General features: G+C 55.0%; 22 protein-coding genes and 2 pseudogenes. 17 read left to right on the forward strand and 7 right to left on the reverse strand.

Features of this window, described 5'->3' with window-relative positions:
• Positions 1 to 250 precede the first annotated feature (250 nt).
• The 5 genes from H045_RS08930 to H045_RS08950 all read left to right on the forward strand — a co-directional run bounded on the left by H045_RS08930 (position 251) and on the right by H045_RS08950 (position 5,627).
• Positions 251 to 1,771: an aldehyde dehydrogenase family protein gene (locus H045_RS08930; RefSeq protein ID WP_015372131.1), complete on the forward strand. Its 1,521-nt coding sequence runs from the start codon at positions 251 to 253 to the stop codon at positions 1,769 to 1,771.
• Between the two features lie 66 nt (positions 1,772 to 1,837).
• Positions 1,838 to 2,791: a PDR/VanB family oxidoreductase gene (locus H045_RS08935; protein WP_015372132.1), complete on the forward strand. Its 954-nt coding sequence runs from the start codon at positions 1,838 to 1,840 to the stop codon at positions 2,789 to 2,791.
• 260 nt (positions 2,792 to 3,051) lie between these two features.
• Complete coding sequence (locus H045_RS08940) at positions 3,052 to 4,128, forward strand: catalase family peroxidase (protein ID WP_041931476.1); 1,077 nt, start codon at positions 3,052 to 3,054, stop codon at positions 4,126 to 4,128.
• The gene (locus H045_RS08945) at positions 4,128 to 4,685 is read left to right on the forward strand and encodes a cytochrome b (protein WP_003232751.1); all 558 of its coding nucleotides are present in this window, start codon (positions 4,128 to 4,130) and stop codon (positions 4,683 to 4,685) included. Before H045_RS08940 ends, H045_RS08945 begins: the two co-directional genes overlap by 1 nt.
• Entirely contained in the window at positions 4,686 to 5,627 is a 942-nt protein-coding gene (locus H045_RS08950; RefSeq protein ID WP_015372134.1) for a LysR family transcriptional regulator, read from the forward strand.
• A gap of 56 nt (positions 5,628 to 5,683) precedes the next feature.
• Here H045_RS08950 and H045_RS08955 read toward each other — a convergent pair whose 3' ends face one another.
• Positions 5,684 to 6,211 (reverse strand): flavin reductase, encoded by a 528-nt coding sequence (locus tag H045_RS08955; RefSeq protein ID WP_041931477.1) that lies wholly within the window; start codon positions 6,209 to 6,211, stop codon positions 5,684 to 5,686.
• Between the two features lie 259 nt (positions 6,212 to 6,470).
• Here H045_RS08955 and H045_RS08960 point away from each other — a divergent pair, with 259 nt between their 5' ends.
• The 5 genes and pseudogenes from H045_RS08960 (at position 6,471) to H045_RS08975 (ending at position 11,996) form a co-directional block, all read left to right on the forward strand.
• Complete coding sequence (locus H045_RS08960; protein ID WP_015372136.1) at positions 6,471 to 7,661, forward strand: acyl-CoA dehydrogenase family protein; 1,191 nt, start codon at positions 6,471 to 6,473, stop codon at positions 7,659 to 7,661.
• 324 nt (positions 7,662 to 7,985) lie between these two features.
• Positions 7,986 to 9,611 carry a methyl-accepting chemotaxis protein gene (locus H045_RS25980; RefSeq protein ID WP_015372137.1) on the forward strand — a complete coding sequence of 542 codons (1,626 nt, stop codon included), beginning with the start codon at positions 7,986 to 7,988 and terminating at the stop codon, positions 9,609 to 9,611.
• 219 nt (positions 9,612 to 9,830) lie between these two features.
• Positions 9,831 to 9,935 (forward strand): annotated as a pseudogene (locus H045_RS25475) (transcriptional regulator FeaR); the annotation flags it as partial.
• A gap of 217 nt (positions 9,936 to 10,152) precedes the next feature.
• Positions 10,153 to 11,373, forward strand: a complete 1,221-nt coding sequence (locus tag H045_RS08970) for a multidrug effflux MFS transporter (RefSeq protein ID WP_015372138.1) — start codon at positions 10,153 to 10,155, stop codon at positions 11,371 to 11,373.
• 17 nt (positions 11,374 to 11,390) lie between these two features.
• Positions 11,391 to 11,996 (forward strand): TetR/AcrR family transcriptional regulator, encoded by a 606-nt coding sequence (locus H045_RS08975; protein WP_015372139.1) that lies wholly within the window; start codon positions 11,391 to 11,393, stop codon positions 11,994 to 11,996.
• Positions 11,997 to 12,388: 392 nt separating this feature from the next.
• On the opposite strand, the gene H045_RS24460 is transcribed toward H045_RS08975, so the two are convergent.
• Entirely contained in the window at positions 12,389 to 12,799 is a 411-nt protein-coding gene (locus H045_RS24460) for an NUDIX hydrolase (protein ID WP_015372140.1), read from the reverse strand.
• A 127-nt stretch (positions 12,800 to 12,926) separates the two neighbouring features.
• On the opposite strand from H045_RS24460, the pseudogene H045_RS24465 reads away from it, so the two are divergent.
• A pseudogene (locus H045_RS24465) lies at positions 12,927 to 13,034 on the forward strand (transposase domain-containing protein); the annotation flags it as partial.
• 12 nt (positions 13,035 to 13,046) lie between these two features.
• Here the strand turns inward: H045_RS24465 and H045_RS24470 are convergent.
• From H045_RS24470 to H045_RS08985, 3 genes are all read right to left on the reverse strand, one after another.
• Positions 13,047 to 13,787: a histidine phosphatase family protein gene (locus H045_RS24470; RefSeq protein ID WP_015372141.1), complete on the reverse strand. Its 741-nt coding sequence runs from the start codon at positions 13,785 to 13,787 to the stop codon at positions 13,047 to 13,049.
• Positions 13,788 to 13,870: 83 nt separating this feature from the next.
• Complete coding sequence (locus tag H045_RS08980) at positions 13,871 to 14,239, reverse strand: hypothetical protein (protein ID WP_003230657.1); 369 nt, start codon at positions 14,237 to 14,239, stop codon at positions 13,871 to 13,873.
• Positions 14,240 to 14,456: 217 nt separating this feature from the next.
• The gene (locus H045_RS08985) at positions 14,457 to 14,840 is read right to left on the reverse strand and encodes a hypothetical protein (RefSeq protein WP_015372142.1); all 384 of its coding nucleotides are present in this window, start codon (positions 14,838 to 14,840) and stop codon (positions 14,457 to 14,459) included.
• A 184-nt stretch (positions 14,841 to 15,024) separates the two neighbouring features.
• Here H045_RS08985 and H045_RS08990 point away from each other — a divergent pair, with 184 nt between their 5' ends.
• Entirely contained in the window at positions 15,025 to 15,837 is an 813-nt protein-coding gene (locus H045_RS08990; RefSeq protein ID WP_015372143.1) for a DUF1206 domain-containing protein, read from the forward strand.
• Positions 15,838 to 15,892: 55 nt separating this feature from the next.
• The gene (locus H045_RS08995) at positions 15,893 to 16,471 is read left to right on the forward strand and encodes a DUF1349 domain-containing protein (protein ID WP_050557251.1); all 579 of its coding nucleotides are present in this window, start codon (positions 15,893 to 15,895) and stop codon (positions 16,469 to 16,471) included.
• A gap of 8 nt (positions 16,472 to 16,479) precedes the next feature.
• On the opposite strand, the gene H045_RS09000 is transcribed toward H045_RS08995, so the two are convergent.
• Positions 16,480 to 16,794, reverse strand: a complete 315-nt coding sequence (locus H045_RS09000) for a hypothetical protein (protein ID WP_003230651.1) — start codon at positions 16,792 to 16,794, stop codon at positions 16,480 to 16,482.
• A gap of 423 nt (positions 16,795 to 17,217) precedes the next feature.
• On the opposite strand from H045_RS09000, the gene cyoA reads away from it, so the two are divergent.
• The 4 genes from cyoA to cyoD are packed head-to-tail and all read left to right on the forward strand — an operon-like array spanning position 17,218 to position 21,096.
• A complete protein-coding gene (cyoA, locus tag H045_RS09005) occupies positions 17,218 to 18,162 on the forward strand; it encodes a ubiquinol oxidase subunit II (RefSeq protein WP_032869773.1) in 945 nt (314 codons plus the stop codon).
• A 2-nt stretch (positions 18,163 to 18,164) separates the two neighbouring features.
• Positions 18,165 to 20,138 carry a cytochrome o ubiquinol oxidase subunit I gene (gene cyoB, locus H045_RS09010; protein ID WP_015372145.1) on the forward strand — a complete coding sequence of 658 codons (1,974 nt, stop codon included), beginning with the start codon at positions 18,165 to 18,167 and terminating at the stop codon, positions 20,136 to 20,138.
• Between the two features lie 3 nt (positions 20,139 to 20,141).
• Complete coding sequence (locus H045_RS09015; protein ID WP_015372146.1) at positions 20,142 to 20,756, forward strand: cytochrome o ubiquinol oxidase subunit III; 615 nt, start codon at positions 20,142 to 20,144, stop codon at positions 20,754 to 20,756.
• A 1-nt stretch (position 20,757) separates the two neighbouring features.
• A complete protein-coding gene (cyoD, locus tag H045_RS09020) occupies positions 20,758 to 21,096 on the forward strand; it encodes a cytochrome o ubiquinol oxidase subunit IV (RefSeq protein WP_015372147.1) in 339 nt (112 codons plus the stop codon).
• 78 nt (positions 21,097 to 21,174) lie between these two features.
• On the opposite strand, the gene H045_RS09025 is transcribed toward cyoD, so the two are convergent.
• Positions 21,175 to 22,101, reverse strand: a complete 927-nt coding sequence (locus tag H045_RS09025; RefSeq protein ID WP_015372148.1) for an NADP-dependent oxidoreductase — start codon at positions 22,099 to 22,101, stop codon at positions 21,175 to 21,177.
• Positions 22,102 to 22,306 lie beyond the last annotated feature (205 nt).

Here is a 22,306-nt window from a genome sequence, read left to right on the forward strand (position 1 = left end):
TATCGTCATCGTCTCAGCTTAGTGCAGTCGTGGTCCACGACCTAGGGCACGATCAGCAAAAACCAATCCGCCCTAAACGCAAGTGAGACATTGGACGCACCACCTGGATGATTCGCCTTTGTTGCAGCAAGGGCAACAATAGGTACCTCTGCTGTCATTGTCCAACTCGTGACGGTGCGGGATATTAATTTCCTTTATATTCCGCTAGTACGATAGCGGCCCCTGAAACAATAACAATGGGCATTCGATCATGACATTGGCAAATAACTACGAACACCTCACCGCTGGGGCTAAATCCAAGATAGGCAAACGTACCCAAATCTTCATTAATGGTGAGTTCAGGGACCCGCATTCAGAAAAATACTTTTCTATCGCCGATCCTAGTAACGGTCTTGAATTAGGTCAAATCGCACAGGCAGACCAATTTGACGTCGACCTGGCAGTGGCCGCTGCACGCAAGGCATTTGAAGACAGCGCCTGGTCCAGAATGAGACCCTATCAACGTGAAGCTTTGATGCTGCGGCTCGCTGATCTGATTGCGGAAAATGCTCAGGAGCTTTCTGAACTCGAGACGCTCAGCAGTGGCCGCCTTATTCGAAACACTCGCGCATTCGATGCGGACCTGTCGGTTTATACGCTGCGTTATATGGCCGGGTGGTCCACCAAAATCTCTGGAAAAACCCTGGATCTGTCCGTTCCTTACCTGCCGGATCAAAAATTCTTTGGTTTCACAAAACGATCGCCACTGGGTGTCGTCGCAGCAATTACCCCGTGGAACGTTCCGCTTTGCCAAGCGGTCTGGAAATTGGCACCTGTTCTTGCAACGGGGTGCACTGTTGTTCTCAAGCCCGCTGAGCAAACCCCTTTCACTACTTTGCGCCTGGCGGAGCTGTGTAATGAAGCTGGCATTCCACCTGGAGTTGTCAATGTCATTACCGGCCTAGGTCATGAAGTAGGTGCGGCGCTTGTTGAGCACCCTGGCGTGGACAAGATAAGTTTTACAGGCTCGACTGAGACAGGGAAACGAATCGCCGCAATAGCAGCGCCCCTGATGAAAAAATACACGCTTGAACTCGGCGGTAAGTCACCGGTCGTCATCGCCGAAGATGCCGATCTGAACATCGCTATTCCCGGCGCTGCCTGGGCTATTTTCGGCAATCATGGTCAAAACTGCTGCGCAGGTTCTCGGCTGTACGTCCACGAACGCCACTACGCCGAAGTCACTGCGGGAGTCGCTGAAATCGCACGGACCATCAAAATTGGCCCGGGTCTGGATTTAAGTTCGCAGATGGGTCCACTCGTTCATCACGCCCACCGCGACAAGGTGATGAGCATGATCCACCAGGGCCTTGAGTCCGGTGCAGAATTACTGTGTGGGGGCGAAACGATCAACAGCCCTGGCGCTTATATTCAGCCTACCATTTTGACCGACCTTACAAACAACAGCATCACATCCCAAAAGGAGATTTTTGGGCCGGTGCTAACAGCCTTTTCCTTCAAGGACGACCGTGAGGTTATCCAGCGCGCCAATGCGACCTCATTTGGTTTGGGGGCCAGTATCTGGACCAAAAACGTTGATCGGATCACGAGCTTCTTCGGCGGCGTGAAGGCAGGCACTATCTGGATCAATAACCACAATGTGCTGGATCTCAGTCTCCCCTTCGGCGGCATGAAGGATTCAGGCGCAGGTCATGAATTGGGTGAAGAAGGCTTACTCGCTCACACGTCACTCAAGGCCGGTGTTATGCGTGTTTTTGATCAGTCTGAATGAAGATTGGCGAGCTTTTTTAAACCATCAATATGAATTGTCTTCCCGCGTGCGTACAGGTATTACCCGATGAATGAACTCCTAAACGTAGTCGTGCTTAAACGAGTGCTGCAAGGTGATGATGTGGTCGTCATCGAGCTGGCGCGGGCAGACCGCGGCAATTTACCGACCTTTGAGGCCGGTGCCCATATTGATGTGCACCTACCCTCAAATGTGATCCGCCAATATTCGTTGTGCGGCGATCCCGCTGACGCAGGCATTTATCGCCTTGGGGTATTGAGAGATCCTCAATCCAGGGGTGGGTCCATTGCAGTCCATCAGGAATTACTTGAAGGCGTAAAGGTAAACATAAGCCTGCCTCGTAACCATTTCCCGCTGGACTTGAATGCCGAACGTTCAATCCTGCTCGGAGGGGGTATTGGCATCACACCGATGCTGGCCATGGCCTATGCGCTTGAAGCCAGGGGAAAGGCGTTTGAGATGCATTATTGCGCACGCTCACGTAGCCGAAGTGCGTTTCTTGAAGAGTTGGAGCTCTCCGGATTTTCCCAAGCTGTCCAGCTGCACTTCGACGATGAACCTGAAAGCCAACTGGACCTCAAACGCGTATTAGGAGGCAGCCAGGACACGGCTCACATCTATACATGTGGACCGGGAGGTTTTATGAAGTGGGTTATCAATAATGCTCTCGAACTCGGCTACCCTGATGCACACATTCACCGCGAATACTTTCAGGCCGACATTGATACCAATGGGTCTGGTTTTGAGGTTGTGGCGGCGCGCAGCGGTAAAACCGTCAATGTCATGACCGGGCAGACCATTTATCAAGCACTGGCTGAAGTAGGTATTGATATCGAAATATCCTGCGAGCAGGGTGTTTGTGGCACATGCCTCTGTGATGTTTTAGAGGGTGAACCAGACCATCGCGATGTGTATCTCACTGCTGATGAAAAAGCGGCGAACGATACGATATTGGTATGCTGTTCACGATCAAAGTCTCCACGATTGGTGCTGGACATATAACGTCAAAAGCGGTGCATCGCCGGCGTCATTTGCCTTGGCCGTCCTCAGCAATGTGATGACACACAGGCTATGGCGCAGGGATTGTCATGCGTTGCCGCTCAAGCAAACCCATTGAGCCCACCGGGATTTTTTCTTGCCGTATCGGCGGTTCAAATCCCCCTGTCTTACACATGACTACTGCTTTGCGCCGGTTAGTGTTGGCGCTAGCCATTCGGCAGTTTCAATCCAGCGCTGCCTGACAACGTGCAGCTGAGAATTTTATGCTTAAGAATAACCTTCAGGGTTTATGGAAATATCGAGTGCCGTTGTTGGGCATATTCAGTATCGCGACTGCTCTTGTGCTGGCTTTTGCCTGGGCAGGAGGATTCTTAGGCACCGGCGTTACCACAAAAGAGTTTCTGGGTGACTCCCTGGATAATTTTCCACCAGGCTATCGACGGGCCCACGGTAAGGGTATGTGTTTCAGTGGGACTTTTCATGCGAGCGGCGAGGCCGTCCCTCTGTCGACCTCACGTATTTTTCTACCGGCCAACATCCCAGCCGTCGGGCGTTTTTCAATCGGCACCGTGGACCCGCATGCGGCGGACAATTCGACGGCGACCGTCAGCATGGCACTCATGCTGGTAGGCGACGACAAGTCACAGTGGCGAATGAAGCTCAACAACGAACCCTACTTCGCGACTCGGGATGCCGAGGGTTTCCTGGCGCAGGTCGAGGCCTTTGAACCGGTGGCTGCCACTGGACAACCAGCCCCGGACAAGGTGGCCGCGTTTTTTCAAAAATATCCAGAGGCTCGCAAGTCTGTAGAGCGAGAGGCGAACGCGACTTGGCCGGCCAGTTTTGCAGGAACCGAATATAATTCCATCAACGCCTTCGTACTCATTGCAGCGGATGGAAAGCGTCAACCTGTGCGCTGGTCCATGCGCCCTCATGCGGCGGTAGAGATGTTGAGCAAAGAGGCTCATGCGCAAGCCAGTCATGACTTCCTGTTTGATGAAATAACTCAGCGTGTGGGTGTAGCACCCTTGTACTGGGATCTGGTATTCCAACTGGCCGAGGCGGGAGATCCGGTGAACGACCCTTCTCAACCATGGCCGAGCAACCGCAAGGAGGTAATCGCTGGGACGTTAGAGGTCAACCAGGTGGTAGAGCAAACTCATGGGGCATGTCGTGACATTAACTTTGACCCGACGCTTGTACCTTCAGGAATAGCGCTTTCAGACGATCCGGTGCTTGCAGCCCGTGCGGGTATTTACTCCCAGTCCTATAACGCCCGATTACGAGAAATAGGTTTTGGTAAAGCCACTGACGCGGTTGGCAAAAAGGAAATCAAATAATGCATACCCAGCAGAAGCACACCGGTGTGCAAAGTTTCAACTTCGCGGCACGGCTTCTCCATTGGCTCATGGCTGTCCTTATCCTGGCTATGCTATTTATAGGTGTAGGCATGATGTCTTCTCTGAGCCTGCGTCCCTGGCTCATTGATCTTCATAGGCCTCTGGGAATCGCCATTCTTCTTTTGGCTATCCTGCGTCTAGGCAATCGGCTTTTAAGCACCACGCCGCCATTGCCTGCCAGCGTACCGTACTGGCAGGCAATGGCGGCGCATGTTTCGCATCTATTGCTCTACTTGCTGATGCTCTGCCTGCCACTGCTCGGTTGGGCCACGCTCTCTGCCGGAAATTGGCCTGTCACCATGTTCGCGGGCTGGAACCTTCCACCCATTGCTCCTGTCAGCTCCGCGCTTTACGCTTGGTTTCGGGCCGCACATGGGTTATTCGCCTGGGTTCTGTTTCTGCTTGTGTTAGGACATCTTTGCGCAGCGCTGATACATGCTTGGATATACCGCGACGGCGTCTTTTCCAGCATCACGCGTAAGGCTCGTGGTAAATAAATGACGCACATCAACATGGCCACGATCGATCTGAATCTTCTCAGGACTTTTGTGGCTATTTGGGAATACCGCAGCCTGACAATCGCGGCCGAACGCCTACACCTCAGCCAGCCCGCCGTCAGTCACGCACTGCGTCGACTACGCGATGTGTTTGACGATCCGCTGTTCGTACGAACAGCAACGTCGATGGAGCCGACTGACGCAGCTATTCGCCTGCACGGCCCCATTGAACATGCGCTGATTATTATTCAAAGCGCATTAATGATGTTTTCGAACTTTGAACCGAAAACAGCGGATCGTACTTTTCGCATCTCCATGTCGGATATGTCGCAACTTTATGTGCTACCGACGGTGATGGAAGTGCTAGCGCGCGAGGCGCCGAAAGTACGCCTGGATGTGCGTCAAATGCCTATAGAGCAACTGGCTATGGCATTGCGCAAAGGTGATATAGATATCGCGATAGGCTATCTGGTAGAGCTTGGTGAAGAGTGCATCCACGAAAACTTGCTAGACGACGAATTCATTTGTCTGTTGCGCGACGGCCATCCTTTTCAGGAAGATGAATTGAGCGTTCAGGACATACTCGCCCTGCGCTATGTTGACGTTTCGAGCAATATTACCGGCCATGGCGTAACCGCCGATGCAGCATTCGGAAAGGCCGGCATTGCGCGCGAAATCGCTCTGAAAGTGCCTAACTTCACGATTGCCCCGAAAATCGTTGCCAACACTGATCTGGCATTGATTCTGCCGCGTGCCATTGCCATGCAGCTAAACCACGACCAGCGCTATCGGCTGCTGAGTCTGCCCATCGAATTGCCACCTATCTCGGTGGGACTTTATTGCCATAGCCGTTTCCTATCGGATGCCGGGATAACCTGGCTGCGCCGGTTAATCATTAGTCTGTTTGCCTCCGGCAGCCATACTGGAGTTCATATGAAATGAGGCGTGCGAGCATTCTTTATAAACCCTGTAACCCACGAATGGGGAACTGCAATTATTCAGGATGCCGACGTCTGTACGTTGACGGCTGCAGCCCGCCCCAGACGGTGAAAGTTTCTCCCAAAGTAAATCAGACTCTCCCCCTCTTCACGGACCTGAATTTGGTTAATTTCTACAAATAATACCGAATGCGATCCGACTTCCTTGATATCTACTATGTTTCCTTCGAGGCTTGCTAGGGCGTCGTTCAACACCGGTAGGCCCGAGGAGCCTGTCCGCCAATCCTGGCCGGCAAAACGTTCAGCAGGCGGCAGGTCGGTCATACCAGCAAACTTTCGCGCAACACCCTCCAGATCACCGGTCAGTATATTTACGCACAACGCCCTGTTGCCCAGCAACGCTTCATGAATTGAACTGTTACGGTTGATGCAAACCAATAATGTTGGGGGCGTATCAGTGACCGAACAGACCGCACTCGCAGTTAATCCGAAGCGACCATGGGGGCCATCGGTAGTAATGATATTCACCGCCGCAGACAACAATGACAGCGCTTGCCGGAAATTTTGTTTTGATTGATCGCTAACCATAACCTTCACCTGTTAATTATTGACTTGGTGAATCCATGTTGAGAGGGATTGTTCATTCGGTCAAATTCGCTTTACTCATACGCACTATTGACAGCAGGAATAGCCATCGCACTTAAACGCCCTCCCCTTTAGAGGCGCATGGCACGACAGTTAATTCCCACGGATTATTTACCTTATTCATATTTCGAATTTGATTTTTTCTTATCAGCCCACGCATTCTGAACGTGTATGCAATCACCCTAGCCAGAGAACAATAAACATGAACAGCAAAAACAATTTCGATTATCGTGACACACGTAAAGGCGCTCCAATCAGCATCAAGGCGGTTTCCCTGGATGATGTGATTGCGGAGATTGCCGAGCGTCGCAGCGAGTTTAACCAACGCTCCCATGTCCCTTTAGACATGATCGAAAAAATGAAAGCAGTGGGTATCTTCCGCGCCAGTACTCCCAAATGTTTCGGTGGCGATGCGCTGCCTCCAGCCGAGTTCCTACGCATCGTAGAGCGGGTTTCCGAAGCCGACGGTTCGGTCGGTTGGGTGACCGCGTTCGGCTCAGCCAACATCTACCTGGCGGCACTCCCCCCGGCAACCCAAGCGTTGATTTATGCCAACGGGCCAGACCAGGTCTATGCTGGCGGCCTTTACCCTCTACAACCCGCCAAAGAGACTGAAAATGGCTGGGAAGTCAGCGGGCACTGGCGGTTTGCTAGTGGGTGCAAAGGCGCCAACTGGATTGGTGTAGGCATAGGTGGCACATCGGCCAACGGTGGAGGACCGACGGCAGGCAAACCGCTGACCGCTGTGTTCCCGGCAAGCGAAGTGCAGATCGTCGACAACTGGAATGTTGTCGGGATGCAAGGGACGGGGAGCCATGACCTCAAATTGCACCAAAAGAACATCCAACGCGAGTGGACTTTCGTGCGGGGCAGTGCCTCCACAATTGACGAGCCCCTCTATCATTACCCGTCCGTTTCCTACCAGGCGCAAGTTCACGCCGCCGTTAACCTTGGGCTGGCACGCGCAGCACTGGACTTGGTGATCGCAATGTCGGGCAGCACCAAGACTGTCACCGGTGCCCCGCGCTTGGGTGATCGAGCTTATTATCGCAGCGAACTGGGTAAGGCAGAGGCGATGCTGCGAAGCGCCCAGGCGTTTTTCTACGAATCCGCCGAAGCTGTATGGGCTTCGCTCATCGCCGGTAATGCGGTGACCCTGCAGCAGACTAACTTATTACGCCTCAGCGCCACCCATGCCGCTCATACCGGAGCGGACGTAGTCATGAAGGCTTATCGACTGGCGGGGACTGCAGCCATCTTCAATGACAATCGTCTGCAATGGATCGTACGCGACTCCATGGTGGTGACACAGCATGCTTTCCTCGGCGAAGCGACTTACGACGGCGCTGGCGCGGTGTTCGCCGGCATCGAACCGACCATTCCCTATCCTTGAGTACCATTATGCACAGCATCTTCTACCACGCTGCTGCAGCCTCTAGAACTGATTCTGCAAGAGAAATATGCAACCTTGTTAGCGCGTCTCTACCAACTGAACGAACGTCGCGTCCAGGTCGTTTGGGTTGAAGATTGTCGCCATCGGGCTGCATCGGGCCACCATCAGTCGATGTCTGCAAGTTGGTGAGTGGGCAATATCAGTTTTAATATGCGGCACACAGCTGTTTTCGCTCAAGTGTGTCATCAAGCGACCGATAAAAACTTATGCGCTGGGCCATCCGCCGCTGCTTGCGGGGAGCACATTCCACGATCTGGGAAAACCATGACAATAAGAACAATGAACATTGCTCCGCGCGCATTTCTGGGGTTCTCCCTGATAGGCGCGCTCATGTTGATTCTCGGCCTCTTCGCCTTGTCTCAGATGAGCAAGATCCGAGCAGCTGGCGACGATATCGCGATAAATGGCGTCCCTAGCTTTCAGACCCTGAATGCTCTCACGGTGACGGGCGTCCGTATGCGGGTTTTATCGCATCGGCTGTTGACTGATCGCGAACCGAATATTCAGAACAGGACCATCGAATTACTTAAGGAACAAAACCAACAACTTAACAAGTCGCAGGCAGCATACGCCAAACTGATTTCATCTCCTGTAGAGCAATCCGACTACAACGACTATATGCGGCTGATGGGTGAATATCGCAAAATTGAAACGCGCCTTGTTACCCTCAGTCGGGCTGGCGATCTGCAGGAGCTAACGCGCGTGCTGAACGCCGAATCTGCGGCTAACGCTGAGCAGATCAACGTAGCGTTGAATAAGCTTACTGACTTCAATAACGCCCAGCTGGCTATCATCAATCAATCCGCTGCTGACCAGTACAGCTCTGCGTTCAACTGGGTTGTCGGCCTCCTCATTATTGCCTCGCTACTGACTATGCTGTTTGCCCGGATGCTGACCAAGAGCATCACCCAACCGATAGCGTTGGCACTTGAAGCGGCTGAAACCATCGCCGAAGGTAATCTGACCCGACCGATAAAGGTTGATGGCACTGACGAAGCGGGCCGGTTGCTGCTCGCCATGCAAAAGATGCAAGAGAAACTGCGCGATACCTTGATGCGTATTTCCGGATCCGCAACACAACTGGCTTCCGCTGCCGAGGAGCTGAACGCAGTTACCGATGAAAGCGCCCGTGGCCTTGCGCAGCAGGACAACGAAATAGAGCAAGCTGCGACTGCAGTCAACGAAATGACCAGCGCCGTCGAAGAAGTGGCGCGTAACGCAGTGAGCACTTCCGAGGCGTCAAAAAACGCGACGGCGTCAGCAGGCGATGGCCGGGATCTGGTTCACGAAACCGTCAACGCTATCGAACGCATGAGCGGGGATGTGCAAAGCACCGCCGATCTGATTGGTAATCTTGCGGAAGAGTCCCGCGACATCGGCAAGGTTCTGGACGTGATTCGTGGCTTGGCGGATCAGACCAACCTGCTGGCGCTGAACGCAGCTATCGAAGCGGCCAGGGCCGGTGAAGCCGGTCGCGGCTTCGCGGTTGTCGCCGATGAAGTACGCGCTTTGGCCCATCGCACCCAACAGTCCACCAGCGAAATTGAACGCATGGTTGGCAGCATTCAAGGCGGTACCCAAAAAGCAGTCAGTTCAATGCGTAACAGCACTGACCGTGCTGAATCTACCCTGAACATCGCGAAAGGCGCAGGCCTGGCGTTGGAAACCATCAACACCGCAGTGATCGAGATCAACGAGCGTAACCTGGTCATCGCCGCCGCTGCGGAAGAACAGGCTGCAGTCGCCCGTGAAGTGGACCGCAACTTGGTCAACATCCGGGACCTGTCGACGCAATCTTCCAACGGCGCCGCCCAGACGAGCGCCGCCAGCGGCGAGTTGACCCGCCTGGCGGTAGACCTGAACAGCATGGTGTCGAGGTTTCGCTTGTAAGAGGTATTGGGGGCCATCTGTTGGAGCAGGCTTGCCCGCGAGAGCGATGACGCGGTTTGCCTGATATACCAAGGCGCCTAGTTCGCAGGCAAGTCTGGCTCTCACGGAGTTCAATTTGAACCCTGATTCCGTCCACACAGTTACGGCCATTGGCGCTAAGTGTTCCGTTGGCGTGCGGGCCAACATGGCCACCCTCTCAGCTTTCCCATCGCTGGTGCGCAAGGTGACAGCGTCTGTCGATACATCCAGCGCACCAGGCTCGAACGCAGCGTGATCGATTTGGCCAACCCGTTTCTGCGAACTGAGTCGCTTACCTTGATCGCTTAAAAATAATGTTTCAGAAATCCCGCTCATTTTCAGCCGCTTTTTGAAAAAAACACTTTGAACTGAAGCCTAAAACACTTACGTGCGCATGCCTTGCGCGGAGCGCTGGCGATGATGCCTGGCCCCTAAGAAAATTACGGCTTGACCTTGCCTCTGGGTTCTCGTTAACTTCTCGCTACCTCCTACCTTCCGATAGGAAGCCAATCATGAGTTTGTTATGGAAAAGAGTCATTTCGGCAATCCTTCACTAAAGTTTGCCATTGCCTTGGGCGCCATCGCCGCACTGGGGCCCTCAGCCGTCGATATGTATTTGCCAAGCCTGCCCGAAATGGCGGTTGATTATTCGACCAGTGTTGCCAGCATTCAGCTGACGCTCACGGTCTTTTTGTTGGCAATGGGGCTTGGGCAATTGCTGTTCGGGCCGGTAGTTGACGCCTTTGGCCGTCGACGTCCACTGATAGCAGGCTTGTTGCTGTTCAGTTTGAGTGCGCTGGCTGCAGGAGCGGCACCAACCCTTGAGTGGCTACTCGTGGCACGATTTGCCCAAGGGATAGGCAGTGCTTTGACGTTGGTAGTCATCATGAGCATGGTGCGTGACGTCACTCAGGGTGTTCAGGCAGCAAAACTTTTTGGCCTGCTGCTGACCATTCAAGGTGTTGCTCCCATCATCGCCCCGGGGTTGGGTGGTTACATTGAGACGCATTTCGGATGGCGGGCCGTCATGCTGGTACTGGCTGTTCTCGGTGCGCTGGTGGCGGTGAATTCGATGGCTGTTTTGCCTGAAACACTACCAATGCAAAAGCGCGAGCCATTGAATATGCGACTGGCGATACGCACGTATGCGCGCATCGCAAAAGACGGTCGTTTTCTAAGGCCCGCCTTAGCGCTGTCAGCAGTGTTCTTCTTTCTCTTTGCCTATGTGGGCGGCGCTACATTTGTTTATCAGAAGGAGTACGGACTGCCTGCTGCCCAGTTCGGTACGCTGTTTGGCGCAACCGGCATCGCGATTCTCATAGGGGCGGTCGTGGCGACCAGACTGGTGGGCAAGTACGGTTTGGCCCGCATGGCAACGGCTGGAGCTTTTTGCATCTTCGCAGGTTCTGTCATGGCATACGGCGCAGCAGTATCTGGTTCTAGTTTGTACTGGCTGGCTGCCGGTGTCGCGGTAGCACTGCTTGGATTGGGGATTGCAGAAACCTCACTGATGACGCTGGTGATGTCTTCGCAAACCACTGCCCTGGGTTCAACGGCTGCATTGCTCGGCGCGTTTCAGCTTGGCATCTCGGCCTTCGCCACACCGTTGACCGGTTGGGCGAGCAGCTATGGCGCCACTGCCTGGTGCGCATTCCTGATAGTCTGCGCCGTTATGGTGGGTGCGCTGACCTGGGGCAGTGTGCGCGAAGGCAGAGCCGAGCACATCACCGCGTTAAATCATTGAATTAAAAGGTCATCCCGATGAAAGTGCTGAGCCCTTCGGCAAGCAGAATCTGTGATATCGCTCTGGTGCATTTCGCTGAGCGGGGATACGACGCCTCGTCGCTCAATGAAATCGCTGTCGTGGCAGGTATGCGCAAGCCCTCGTTATACGCGCACTTCAAGAGCAAGGATGATCTGTTCAACGCCGTGCTGAATCTGGCGCTGGCGACGGAGAGGCACTATATCGAAGAGATGTTTGCAAGCGTCCCGGCGAATGATGACGAGCCTGGCAAGCTGTACACGGACAATCTTTCAAACCGCTACGAGTCTTCCGCAGCTCTGCGTTTCCTGCTGCGCACGGCATTCTTTCCGCCTTCGGAGTTAAAGGCATCGGTTGCAAGTGGCTTTGAAGCCTATCTGGATCGTCTTCGCGAACGCTTTGGCGCAAGCCTTGAGAACAGGTATCCAGCACTGTCGGCGAACGAGATTTCGATGTTTCAGGATGCTTATATCGCGGTTATCGACAGTCTTCATGTCGAGTTGATTTACTGTAGTGAAGGCACCTACTGTCGGCGTCTTACCGCTTTGTGGCGCATTCTTGGTGATTCGCTGTCTCTGGCTGTGGGGAACGTGGCGCATGAGTAACTTATCCATGCATACGTTAGACAAAAGGGCCGCCGTTCAGGTCCTCGCCGCCAGCCACCGCTTAAGTAGTTGCCAAAGGTCGGATCGGCCAGACGAGCGGAAAACCTCGTCCATGAACATTAATCGATGAACAAGCACATTCATTTTGAGCGCATTGAGCCCAGCGAAGTGGGCTTACGAGCAGCTTGTGAACATCTGACATCGCCCACTTGTAAAATCATGTTTCACGCTGAGATGCGTCACTTCCGCTAACCCCCTGTCAGCCCCCAACTGGACACTTTTTCAAGGCCCACCATGGTGCCAGTTGTGACGGTGATTCCTTCGAATAAATCGACAAGAACGGTTTGGAAGCGCGAGATTCTCTGCGTCTTATTCGGGCTGTCACTCGATGATTAGGCTTCAGTGAGTTTTTTCCGAAGAAAGCTCAAAGCATCCTTGAAAACCTGATGCCAATTCTCAGAGGGCTCGCTCACGAGCGGATGCCAAAAGAATCTGAATTCATGGCCTCCATCATCTTCTGCAAAATGCATCCAAGTTTCTGGAAGGTTTTGGGCAGCATGACATTCATGAAATGCCCATGTGTGTCCAGTTACGATGCATCGCCGCTGCCCCAAATGTCGCCCAACTGTCGACTGAATCCCTGCTTCTTCTTTCAGCTCTCGAACCGCAGCCCGGTCGCTTGACTCACCTGGTTCGACAGTGCCTTTGACCAGCTGAAAGCCTGCTAATGGATGCTCGAACGCTAAGATTTCCAGCGTTTCTCTGCCTCGCAGAACTACAGGACAAGATTTATCTGCTTCCATGCCGTCACACCTACTCCGATCCTTACGCGTGAGTCGGGAAGCATAAGCGAAGCAAGCTGCCATCAGAACCGGGGAGGACGAGATATTCACAAGGTGTGTTTACCGTCCGCTTACGCCGCAAGGTGGGTCGGCACGTATGAATGGGCATGATCCGTATGCGTATTTGAAGGACGTGCTGACTCGTCTACCGACGCAGCGGGCAAGTGAGATTACGGAGTTGCTGCCGCAAAGCTAGCAGCAGCCCACATCACGCTATGGGTAGAGAGCGTCTCAGGGTTTCAATATCTTGTATAGGTATATTGAAGCTTTGCAAAAACAGCATGTTACCATTTGAAAGTTGCCATTCGTAAAAGTCTGAAAAGTCTCCTACGGCCAGTGCTCGGACTACTTTTGCAACAAAGCCGTGTGCTACAAGCAAAATAGTTTTGGAGGGGTATTTCGATTCCAGCTCAGCTAAACCGTCTCGCACTCGTTTCACAACGTCAGAGATCGACTCACCATCGGTCGGCCCAGCATCCCAAAGTCGAGTGATGTTCCGCGACCAGAGTTGCGGATAGCGCTTCTTGGCATCGCCTTGGGTCAACCCCTCGAAAACGCCGACATCCCGCTCTCTGAAGCAGTCCATTATTTCAGGTGAGAGCTTCAGGCGTTCGTTCAGAATACTCGCTGTTTGTACTGCCCTGAGGCGTGGAGAAACGACAAGTACATCAAGGTTTGCGGGCAATTTCTCGCAAAGCGTTTGAGCTTGCCGGCGGCCCAGCGCGGTAAGTTCTGGATCAAGAGATCCAAGGTATCGATGTTCGGCATTAGCCCAGGTTTCACCATGCCGCACGATGTATAAATGCATGAAATCCATCCCGGCGAAATAAGGGATAGATTGTACCTTTCCATCGCGGGTGGACGCACCAAGACCAGGTTTTGGGATCTGCTCGACCGCGCTCCTCTGCCACCAGACCAGCGGTAAACCCGCCAGTTGTTCAGCCAGCAATTGTGCTAGCTTTTGAAATAAAAGCGCTGTCAGCGTTAGATTCTGACGATGGCAGCGAAGCTCTACCGGCGCAACGCGCTATCTCAGTTGGTTGCTGTTGTAGTGCCGGGTGCAGGGCCTTCGCTAAATGTGTAGTTAATTACCACATCGTTGCGGATGAGCACGTCGAGTGTCTTCTGGGTGCCTGTTGTCGTGACCTTCATCGTCACCACGTAGTTCTGCGCATGCGCTGAACCGCTGGTGTAGGTGTAGATCCACTTCTCGTCTGTCTCGCTGACAGCACTCTTAGCATAGGGCTCGCCGAAGAGCGACTTCAGTTCGGATGTCGTCGTCTTGCTCTTAGTGATGCTGGCCACATTGGCCGACGAGAAATCCCGGCCTGCGGTGTAGTGCGAAGTGGCGCAACCACCGAGTACAAAACACATACCGATTACAGCGATGAGCTTTTTCATAATCGTCCTTGATGAAAGAGGAGTTAGCAGCTTAACGGCAATCAGTGTCAAAAGTCATTACGGTTACATCCAAGTACGGAAAGCCTGAACGGGTTTTCTAGGATTCTCAGCACTCATCTTCTTATCGAGTCTGGTAGGAAAACCACCACTGTAAATACCCGCCCATTCCCCAAACGCTTGTGACCTAACCCCCCTCAACTCCGAATAAACAACGCCGCTACCCCCCAGCAGCCATCCGCCGACAGATAACGCAAGCAACCCAGGACAACATCACTGCCGGGATCGAAAGCAAAATCGAATACAAAATGCCGACTGCCAGCAACGGCCCTGCCTCAGAGCTGATCATCACACACGGAATCTGCCCGAACATTACGATGGGGCCCGCCAGCCATCTGCGTTTTTGAAACAGCAGACCAAGCACCAATGTCAGTGCCAGGGACGCAGGATACAGAACAGTCAAATAACATTGCGCGTCCCACGGCTCATTCACGTCGGCGGACCATGACGCCGCCAGCCAAAAGCTCACACTGATGACGAGAGTTACGATTGTCGCCAGCCATATATTTTTCAATGACGTTCTCTCTTTTAAGCTGAGCTGCATATTCCTCATCCGGCTCGCACATGAACCTACCCTGCCCTGCACCGTTTGAGCTTCGCCGGCCGTAGAGCCCGTTACCGTACTGCACGCCGATCGCGCCATTGCCAATCAGCCTGAAAAGCAAGGAATTAGAACCCCAATCAGCATGAGGGGTCTGCTCCTGTATCACATCTCTGGAATGCATCGAATGTACACGCACCATAGCCTGGTAATACTGGCCCGGGGAGGCTACGCCGCTCGGGGACTGCTTTATTTGATCATCGGTATCTTCGCCCTGCTGGCAGCGCAGGATGCGACGAAGCCCAAGGACAGTCACAAAAGCCTGGAAGCATTGCTAAGCCAACCCTTTGGCTATTTTCTAATCGGAGTTGTGGTGGCCGGGCTGCTCGCATTTGCTGCCTGGCGCGTGCTCCAGGCTACGCGTGATGTCGATCATCACGGCAAAGCGTTCAAAGGCCTGGTCATTCGCGCGGGTCTGTTGGCCGGCGGTATGGTCAACGGCGCTTTAGCATTTTTTGCATTGGGCCTGCTCGTTAGCGGCATCAGGAGTTCGGGCGATTCCAGGGGGCAGACCAAAGACTGGCTCGCGCATTTTTTGTCCTGGGATCACTCGAATCTGTTGGTGTACCTGATCGCGCTGGTTCCTTTTGGTGTCGGTGTTGCTCATATCATCAAGGGGTGGAAGGCGTCGTTCGAGAAATACTTTGAGGCCGACGAAGACGTCATGCGGTACGTCCGCCCGGTATCTCGATTCGGACTGATTGCCCGGGGCGTCGTGTTTTTGGAAATTTCGGTGCTGCTGGCAATCAGTGGTTCTGCGTATCAGGCCATGGACCCACCGGGTATGAAGGAAGCCCTGGACGCGCTCCAGAATCTCCCAGCTGGATGGCTGATTTTGATAGTGATGGCATTGGGGCTGATTGCGTTCTCGGTTTACAGCTTCTCTGAAGCCTTCTGGCGCAGGATCAATATGGACTTGCCGGGAGTAGCGAAACATTGAGGGTAACGTAGTGGATAAAAAACAGGAAACAGTCAGCCAGAACATTGAAGGGTCAATGTGGCAAGCCGCTAAGTGGCTGAACAAACCGAGCCTTTGCCAACGCTTGGCTGACCACTCATTAGAGATTTTTACTGACTCTCAAACCGACTTTTGGCGTGAAACCCATTATGGGTTCATTCGAGACAGTGGGCATTTTCTGGGGTTCGATACCACGGGAGACTTTACCGCTCAAGTCAGAGTCAACGCCGATTTTCGCGAGCTCTATGACCAGGCGGGCATCATGGTCAGGCTCAATGAGCAGACCTGGCTCAAGGCAGGGATTGAATATAACGATGGAATGCCAATGATCAGCAGCGTGCTGACACAGGGCACGTCGGATTGGGCGCCGAGCTGTTTTTCTGGCGACCCAACCGATTTCTGGCTTCGTGTGACCGTTTCCGATGGCGTGCTGCGCTTGCAGTACTCCACAAACGGCATCACTTGGCCACTGCTCAGGCTTGCTCCATTTCCACGCGCGGAACGCTATACGGTTGGCCCTATGTGCTGCACACCGCAGCGGCAAGGGTTGAGGGTAAAGTTTTCTGAATGGTCGTTGAGCCAGCCTCTCGCGCGAGACCTGCACGACTTGAGCTAGACAGCCCGTCAATCATCGTCACGCACGTGCGCGTCAGCACAGGGCAAGCGCCCCGACTCCCCGCCGGCAATTCGTTCCGCCTGATCGATGCCGCGCTTTAGCGCGTCGTGCACGGTCCATTGCGCGCCGGGCAACTGACTGACGCGCTCGCCGACACAGTCCCCCGTGGCGGTATAGACGCAGACCAGCACTTCAATATCGTCGTCTTTGCGCTCACGGGCCCTGACTTCGATATGGCAGCCGTTTTCCACTTCCTGGGTAAAGCACTCTTCCTCGAGTGCCTTTTCGGCCCAGGCCTTGTAGGTAGTACCACGAATAAACATAACTGCTCTCCCCCGGCCGTTAGTTAGTAAGTTGGCCTTCAAGTAAGACCTGAATGATTCAGCAGGAATTCCACCTTTTTTCCAATACCGGTTACAGCACGTGCTCCCACCAGGCGAGTACCGTTTCGCTTGTTAAACCGTTCGTCAGGGGAAGTTACAAATTGTTAAACCAACCCCGGGACGTCTATTCAAAATTGTTCGGGAACGCGGTGCAGCGCGCCCCGCAGAGCGGCAGTGAAAGCCAGTAGATCCGTGCAGTGGATGCCGTTTATCCGCTGGAGGCGGCGTATTGCCTGGCGTTAAGCCGCCGACTGCACCCGCACTAACAAGCGCAGCGCCAGCGTTTCGCTTAAATAACTTTCGAACACTGGCACTACCGTGTCGGCACCGCAATAACGGACGTTTTCACTACAGGAGCACGGCATGAAACGAGCAATGGGTTATTGCCTGGTATCTATCGCCAATCTTTTCTTGTTAACCGGCTGCAACCTCGTTGTGTTCAACCCCAAGGGGCAAGTTGCGACGGATGAACGCGACCTGATTATTCTCGCCACCGGTTTGATGCTGCTGGTGGTCGTTCCGGTCATCGTGCTGACGTTCGTTTTTGCCTACCGCTACCGCGCCACCAATAAAAAGGCGCGTTACTCGCCACGCTGGGCCAGCTCGTACCCCATCGAAGCGGTGGTCTGGGGCGTGCCGCTGCTCATCATCATCGCCCTGGGATGGGTGACATGGGAAACCACCCACGCACTTGACCCTTATCGCCCGCTCGAGTCAGAGACGCCACCGATCAATGTGCAGGTGGTGGCCACTGACTGGAAATGGTTGTTCATCTACCCGGACCTGGGCATCGCCAGCGTCAATGAGCTGGCCTTGCCGGTGCATACGCCGGTGAGTTTCACCATCACCTCCGACGCGGCCATGACGTCATTCTTCATTCCTGCTCTGGGCGGGCAGATTTACGCCATGGCCGGCATGCAGACCAAATTGCACCTGATCGCCAATGAGACCGGCGAGTTCAGAGGGATCGCGGCCAACTACAACGGCGCCGGTTTTTCCGACATGCATTTCGCCACGCTGTCCCTCAGCCCTGCCGACTTCAAGACGTGGGTAACCAAGGTCAAAGGCGCCGCAACGCCCCTCGACCAGGCTCGCTACGCACAACTGGCCAAGCCCACCATCCGGCATCCGGTGACCTATTACTCGACCGTGCAGGAGCGGCTGTTTCTGGACATCGTCGATCAATACGAAGGCATGAACAAGGCCAGGAAGCCCAAGCGCGACCAGGCCCCATTGAACGGTGCTCAATCGAGCGTCACCGGCACGCGCACCGATCAACACCCCAGTCTGCTGGCCGAGGAGCAATAACCATGTTTGGAAAACTGTCATGGGACGCGATTCCAACCACTGAGCCCATTGTGATGTACACGCTGGCGGTCGTCGGGCTGATTGGCGTGGCGATGCTGGGCACGATTACCTGGAAACGCAAATGGGGCTATCTGTGGCGCGAGTGGTTCACCTCGGTGGACCACAAAAAGATCGGCTGCATGTACATCATCGTCGCGCTGGTGATGCTGCTGCGCGGTTTTTCCGATGCGATCATGATGCGCACCCAGCAAGCCATGGCCGCCAGTGGCGGGCCGGGTTATCTGCCACCGGAACACTACGACCAGATCTTCACCGCCCACGGCGTGATCATGATTTTTTTCATGGCCATGCCTTTCGTGGTCGGCTTGATGAACATCGTGGTGCCGCTGCAGATCGGCGCGCGCGATGTGGCCTACCCGTTTCTCAACGCGCTGAGCTTCTGGCTGTTCGTGGTCGGCGCCGCGCTGGTGAACATTTCACTGGGGGTCGGTGAGTTCGCGCGCACCGGTTGGGTTGCCTATCCGCCGTTATCCGGGCTGGCCTACAGCCCGGGAGTCGGGGTGGATTATTACATCTGGTCACTGCAGATATCCGGCATAGGCACGTTACTGACGGGGGTAAACTTCTTCGTCACGATCCTGAAGATGCGCACCGAAGGGATGACCCTGTTCAAGATGCCGGTGTTCACCTGGAACGCGCTGTGCACCTCGGTGCTGATCCTGGCGGCGTTTCCGATTCTCACCGCCACCCTGCTCATGCTGAGCCTGGACCGTTATCTGGGCATGCACTTCTTTACCAACGAAGCCGGCGGCAACCCGATGATGTATGTCAACCTCATCTGGGCCTGGGGGCACCCGGAGGTGTACATCCTGATCCTGCCGGCGTTCGGGGTGTTTTCCGAGATTGCCGCGACGTTCAGCAGTAAACGGCTGTTCGGCTACGTGTCGCTGGTGTGGGCAACGATCTCGATTACCGTGTTGTCGTTCATTGTGTGGCTGCATCACTTTTTCACCATGGGGGCCGGAGGCAACGTCAACGCGTTCTTCGGCATCATGACGATGATCATTGCGGTGCCGACCGGTGTGAAAATCTTCACCTGGCTGTTCACCATGTTCCGCGGGCGGGTGCGCTTCGAAACGCCGATGCTGTGGACCTTGGGCTTTATCGTGACCTTCAGCATCGGCGGCATGACCGGGGTACTGCTGGCAGTCCCTGGCGCCGACTTCCTGCTGCACAACAGCCTGTTCCTGATCGCGCACTTTCACAACGTGATCATCGGCGGCGCCCTCTTTGGTTACATGGCCGGCCTGACCTACTGGTTCCCCAAGGCCTTCGGCTTCCGGCTGAATGACCGATTGGGCCGCATCGCTTTCTGGTGCTGGCTGACCGGCTTTTATTTCGCCTTCATGCCGTCGTACGTGCTGGGCTTCATGGGCATGACGCGGCGGCTCAACCATTTCGACAACCCGCAATGGCGGCCCTGGCTCCTGCTTGAGCTGCTCGGCGTGGCAATCATTCTCTGCGGCGTGGCGGCCCAGGCACTGCAACTGTTTGTCAGTATCCGCAGGCGTCACCGGTATCGCGACCTCACCGGCGACCCGTGGGACGGACGCACGCTGGAATGGGCCACCTCCTCGCCGCCACCGCTGTACAACTTCGCCGAGCAACCCAAAGTCAGCGACCTGGACGCCTATTGGGGCATGAAGGAGCGCGGTGTGAGCACCCTCAGCCACACCGACTATCGAAGCATCCACATGCCGTGCAACACCGCCTCGGGCCTGGTGATCAGCCTGTTCACACTGATCTGCGGCTTCGCTCTGGTCTGGCACATCTGGTGGATGGCGGCGTTCGGCCTGGTGGCCTCGGTGGTCACGTTCGTGGTGCGCAGTTACGACGAAGACACGGATTACTTCGTGCCGGCGCAAGAGGTCGCGCGCATCGAAGCGACCCGTCTCAAAGACCTGGCAGAGGCTTGATCCATGTCCAACACCGTGATTGAAAAAGACGTCGCTCATACCCAGGAACATGGCCACGAGGACGCGGGCTCACTCAGCGTTTTCGGGTTCTGGATCTACCTGATGACTGACTGCATCCTGTTCGCCACGTTGTTCGCCGGCTATGCGGTGTTGCGCGACAGCGTGGCGGGCGGCCCATCGGGCGTGGACGTTTTCGAACTGCCCTATGTCCTCGCTGAAACCATGCTGCTGTTGTTGAGCAGCCTCACCTACGGCTACGCGATGCTCGCGATGAACCGTGGCCAGCAACGCCAGGTACTGCGCTGGCTGGGTATTACATTTGTACTGGGTGCCGGCTTCATCGCCATGGAAATCAATGAGTTTCACCATCTGATCGCTGAAGGCCACGGACCGGACCGCAGTGCGTTTCTCACCGCGTTCTTCACGCTGGTCGGCACCCATGGCGCGCACGTGCTGACGGGATTGATCTGGATGGCGGTGCTGATGGTCCAGGTTCATCAAAAAGGCCTCACCAGCACCAATGCCACGCGGCTCAGTTGCCTTAGCCTGTTCTGGCACTTCCTGGATGTGGTGTGGATCTGTGTGTTTACCGTGGTCTATCTGTTGGGAGTGGTGTGATATGTACAAGCAAAGCTCGCTTCACAGCAGCGCCGGAACACGCCATGGCAGCCGCCGCGCCTACCTGGTCGGATTCCTGCTTTCGGTCGCGCTGACCCTGATCCCGTTCGCCCTGGTGATATTCCCCGCGCTGCCACGTACCGGCACTGCCTGGCTGGTGGTGGCGCTGGGGGCTATCCAGGTCCTGGTCCACCTCAGGTTCTTCCTGCATCTGGATACGGCCGAGGAACAACGCTGGAACCTGGTTGCGCTGATTTTCTCGGCGGTCGTCATTCTTCTGCTGGTAGGACTCTCGCTCTGGATCATGGACAGTATTCATCACAACATGCTGGCGCACTGAGGCACTGGCTGTTGAGTGGATTGCGCCGACCAGGCGGCGGCGCAATCGTCCATGGGCTTTATGTCGAGCCTCGCGTCCTCATTCGCTGACGCGCAACACCACTTTACCGTGCACATGTTCCCCGGCCAGAAAATCCAGCGCCTGCTCGGCCTCGTTCAGCTCAAATACCTTGGCGATAAAGACCTGCACATTGCCCGCCTCGATCAAACCTGCGATCTCGGCCAATTCGTCCCCTCGGGGGACGGCGGTGAATCGTGTCCCGGTCTTGCCTGCCGCCTGCGGATGGTGAGCGTCCGGCATCGTCAGGGTGGACACCAGCCGGCCACCCTCCCCCAGTACCTGCCAGGAACGCGCCTGGGTGTCACCGCCGATCAAGTCGATCACCAGATCAAAGTCCTTGCAGATCGCCTCGAATCGCTCAGTTTTGTAATCGATCGCCCGGTCCACGCCCAGCTCGTTCAAGAACGGCAAGCTCTCGGTTGACGCCGTCGCATAGACCTCGGCGCCCTTGACCTTGGCAAATTGCACAGCGAAGTGACCAACACCTCCCGTGCCTCCGTGGATCAGCACCTTTTGCCCGTGTTCGATCCGACCATGCTCCACCAACGCCTGCCAGGCCGTGTGCCCGGCCAGTGGCACACCCGCTGCGTGAGGCCAATCGAGGCCCGCAGGTATGCGTGCCAGATGCTCAACCGGCACGCAGGAATACTCGGCGTAGGCGCCATCAGCGCCCAACATCGCAAACACCCGGTCGCCTTTCTTGAAATCACTCACGCCTTGACCGACCTCTTCGATCAGCCCGGCAACTTCCCTGCCCAACGTCAGCGGCAATTCATCGGTTGTCACTTGCGGGTATTGGCCCTCGCGAATCTTGTAATCCACCGGATTGATGCCGACGAAAAAATTCTTCACCAGCACCTCGCCCGGCTTGGGCTCCGGCACTTGCACCTGCGTCAACTGCATGACCTGCGGGCCACCGAACTGCTTGATCCTGATCGCTTTCATGCTAGGCACCTCGTTTGTCTTTTCAACACTATTTCAAAGCCCCCTTTCAGGGCGCTCATCTCAGAACACTCAGGTGTGTGGAGGACCGTCAACGTTCGCGGGTTCACTGGATATTGAGCGCCACAGACAGACGGCATCTTCCGTTCGCCATCGACCGTTCATCGAACGTTTCAGGATTTCGCAAAACATTTTCGAAAGCGTCGTT

Origin of the sequence: Pseudomonas poae RE*1-1-14 (assembly GCF_000336465.1) — a bacterium.
Taxonomy (GTDB): Bacteria; Pseudomonadota; Gammaproteobacteria; order Pseudomonadales; family Pseudomonadaceae; genus Aquipseudomonas; species Aquipseudomonas poae.

Excerpts from the sequence above, each read along its gene's own strand:
- H045_RS08930 (WP_015372131.1), top strand. The coding sequence starts at position 251 with ATGACATTGGCAAATAACTACGAACACCTCACCGCTGGGGCTAAATCC.
- H045_RS08935 (WP_015372132.1), top strand. The coding sequence starts at position 1,838 with ATGAATGAACTCCTAAACGTAGTCGTGCTTAAACGAGTGCTGCAAGGT.
- H045_RS08940 (WP_041931476.1), top strand. The coding sequence starts at position 3,052 with ATGCTTAAGAATAACCTTCAGGGTTTATGGAAATATCGAGTGCCGTTG.
- H045_RS08945 (WP_003232751.1), top strand. The coding sequence starts at position 4,128 with ATGCATACCCAGCAGAAGCACACCGGTGTGCAAAGTTTCAACTTCGCG.
- H045_RS08950 (WP_015372134.1), top strand. The coding sequence starts at position 4,686 with ATGACGCACATCAACATGGCCACGATCGATCTGAATCTTCTCAGGACT.
- H045_RS08955 (WP_041931477.1), bottom strand. The coding sequence starts at position 6,211 with ATGGTTAGCGATCAATCAAAACAAAATTTCCGGCAAGCGCTGTCATTG.
- H045_RS08960 (WP_015372136.1), top strand. The coding sequence starts at position 6,471 with ATGAACAGCAAAAACAATTTCGATTATCGTGACACACGTAAAGGCGCT.
- H045_RS25980 (WP_015372137.1), top strand. The coding sequence starts at position 7,986 with ATGACAATAAGAACAATGAACATTGCTCCGCGCGCATTTCTGGGGTTC.
- H045_RS08970 (WP_015372138.1), top strand. The coding sequence starts at position 10,153 with ATGGAAAAGAGTCATTTCGGCAATCCTTCACTAAAGTTTGCCATTGCC.
- H045_RS08975 (WP_015372139.1), top strand. The coding sequence starts at position 11,391 with ATGAAAGTGCTGAGCCCTTCGGCAAGCAGAATCTGTGATATCGCTCTG.
- H045_RS24460 (WP_015372140.1), bottom strand. The coding sequence starts at position 12,799 with ATGGAAGCAGATAAATCTTGTCCTGTAGTTCTGCGAGGCAGAGAAACG.
- H045_RS08980 (WP_003230657.1), bottom strand. The coding sequence starts at position 14,239 with ATGAAAAAGCTCATCGCTGTAATCGGTATGTGTTTTGTACTCGGTGGT.
- H045_RS08985 (WP_015372142.1), bottom strand. The coding sequence starts at position 14,840 with ATGCAGCTCAGCTTAAAAGAGAGAACGTCATTGAAAAATATATGGCTG.
- H045_RS08990 (WP_015372143.1), top strand. The coding sequence starts at position 15,025 with ATGTACACGCACCATAGCCTGGTAATACTGGCCCGGGGAGGCTACGCC.
- H045_RS08995 (WP_050557251.1), top strand. The coding sequence starts at position 15,893 with ATGTGGCAAGCCGCTAAGTGGCTGAACAAACCGAGCCTTTGCCAACGC.
- H045_RS09000 (WP_003230651.1), bottom strand. The coding sequence starts at position 16,794 with ATGTTTATTCGTGGTACTACCTACAAGGCCTGGGCCGAAAAGGCACTC.
- cyoA (WP_032869773.1), top strand. The coding sequence starts at position 17,218 with ATGAAACGAGCAATGGGTTATTGCCTGGTATCTATCGCCAATCTTTTC.
- cyoB (WP_015372145.1), top strand. The coding sequence starts at position 18,165 with ATGTTTGGAAAACTGTCATGGGACGCGATTCCAACCACTGAGCCCATT.
- H045_RS09015 (WP_015372146.1), top strand. The coding sequence starts at position 20,142 with ATGTCCAACACCGTGATTGAAAAAGACGTCGCTCATACCCAGGAACAT.
- cyoD (WP_015372147.1), top strand. The coding sequence starts at position 20,758 with ATGTACAAGCAAAGCTCGCTTCACAGCAGCGCCGGAACACGCCATGGC.
- H045_RS09025 (WP_015372148.1), bottom strand. The coding sequence starts at position 22,101 with ATGAAAGCGATCAGGATCAAGCAGTTCGGTGGCCCGCAGGTCATGCAG.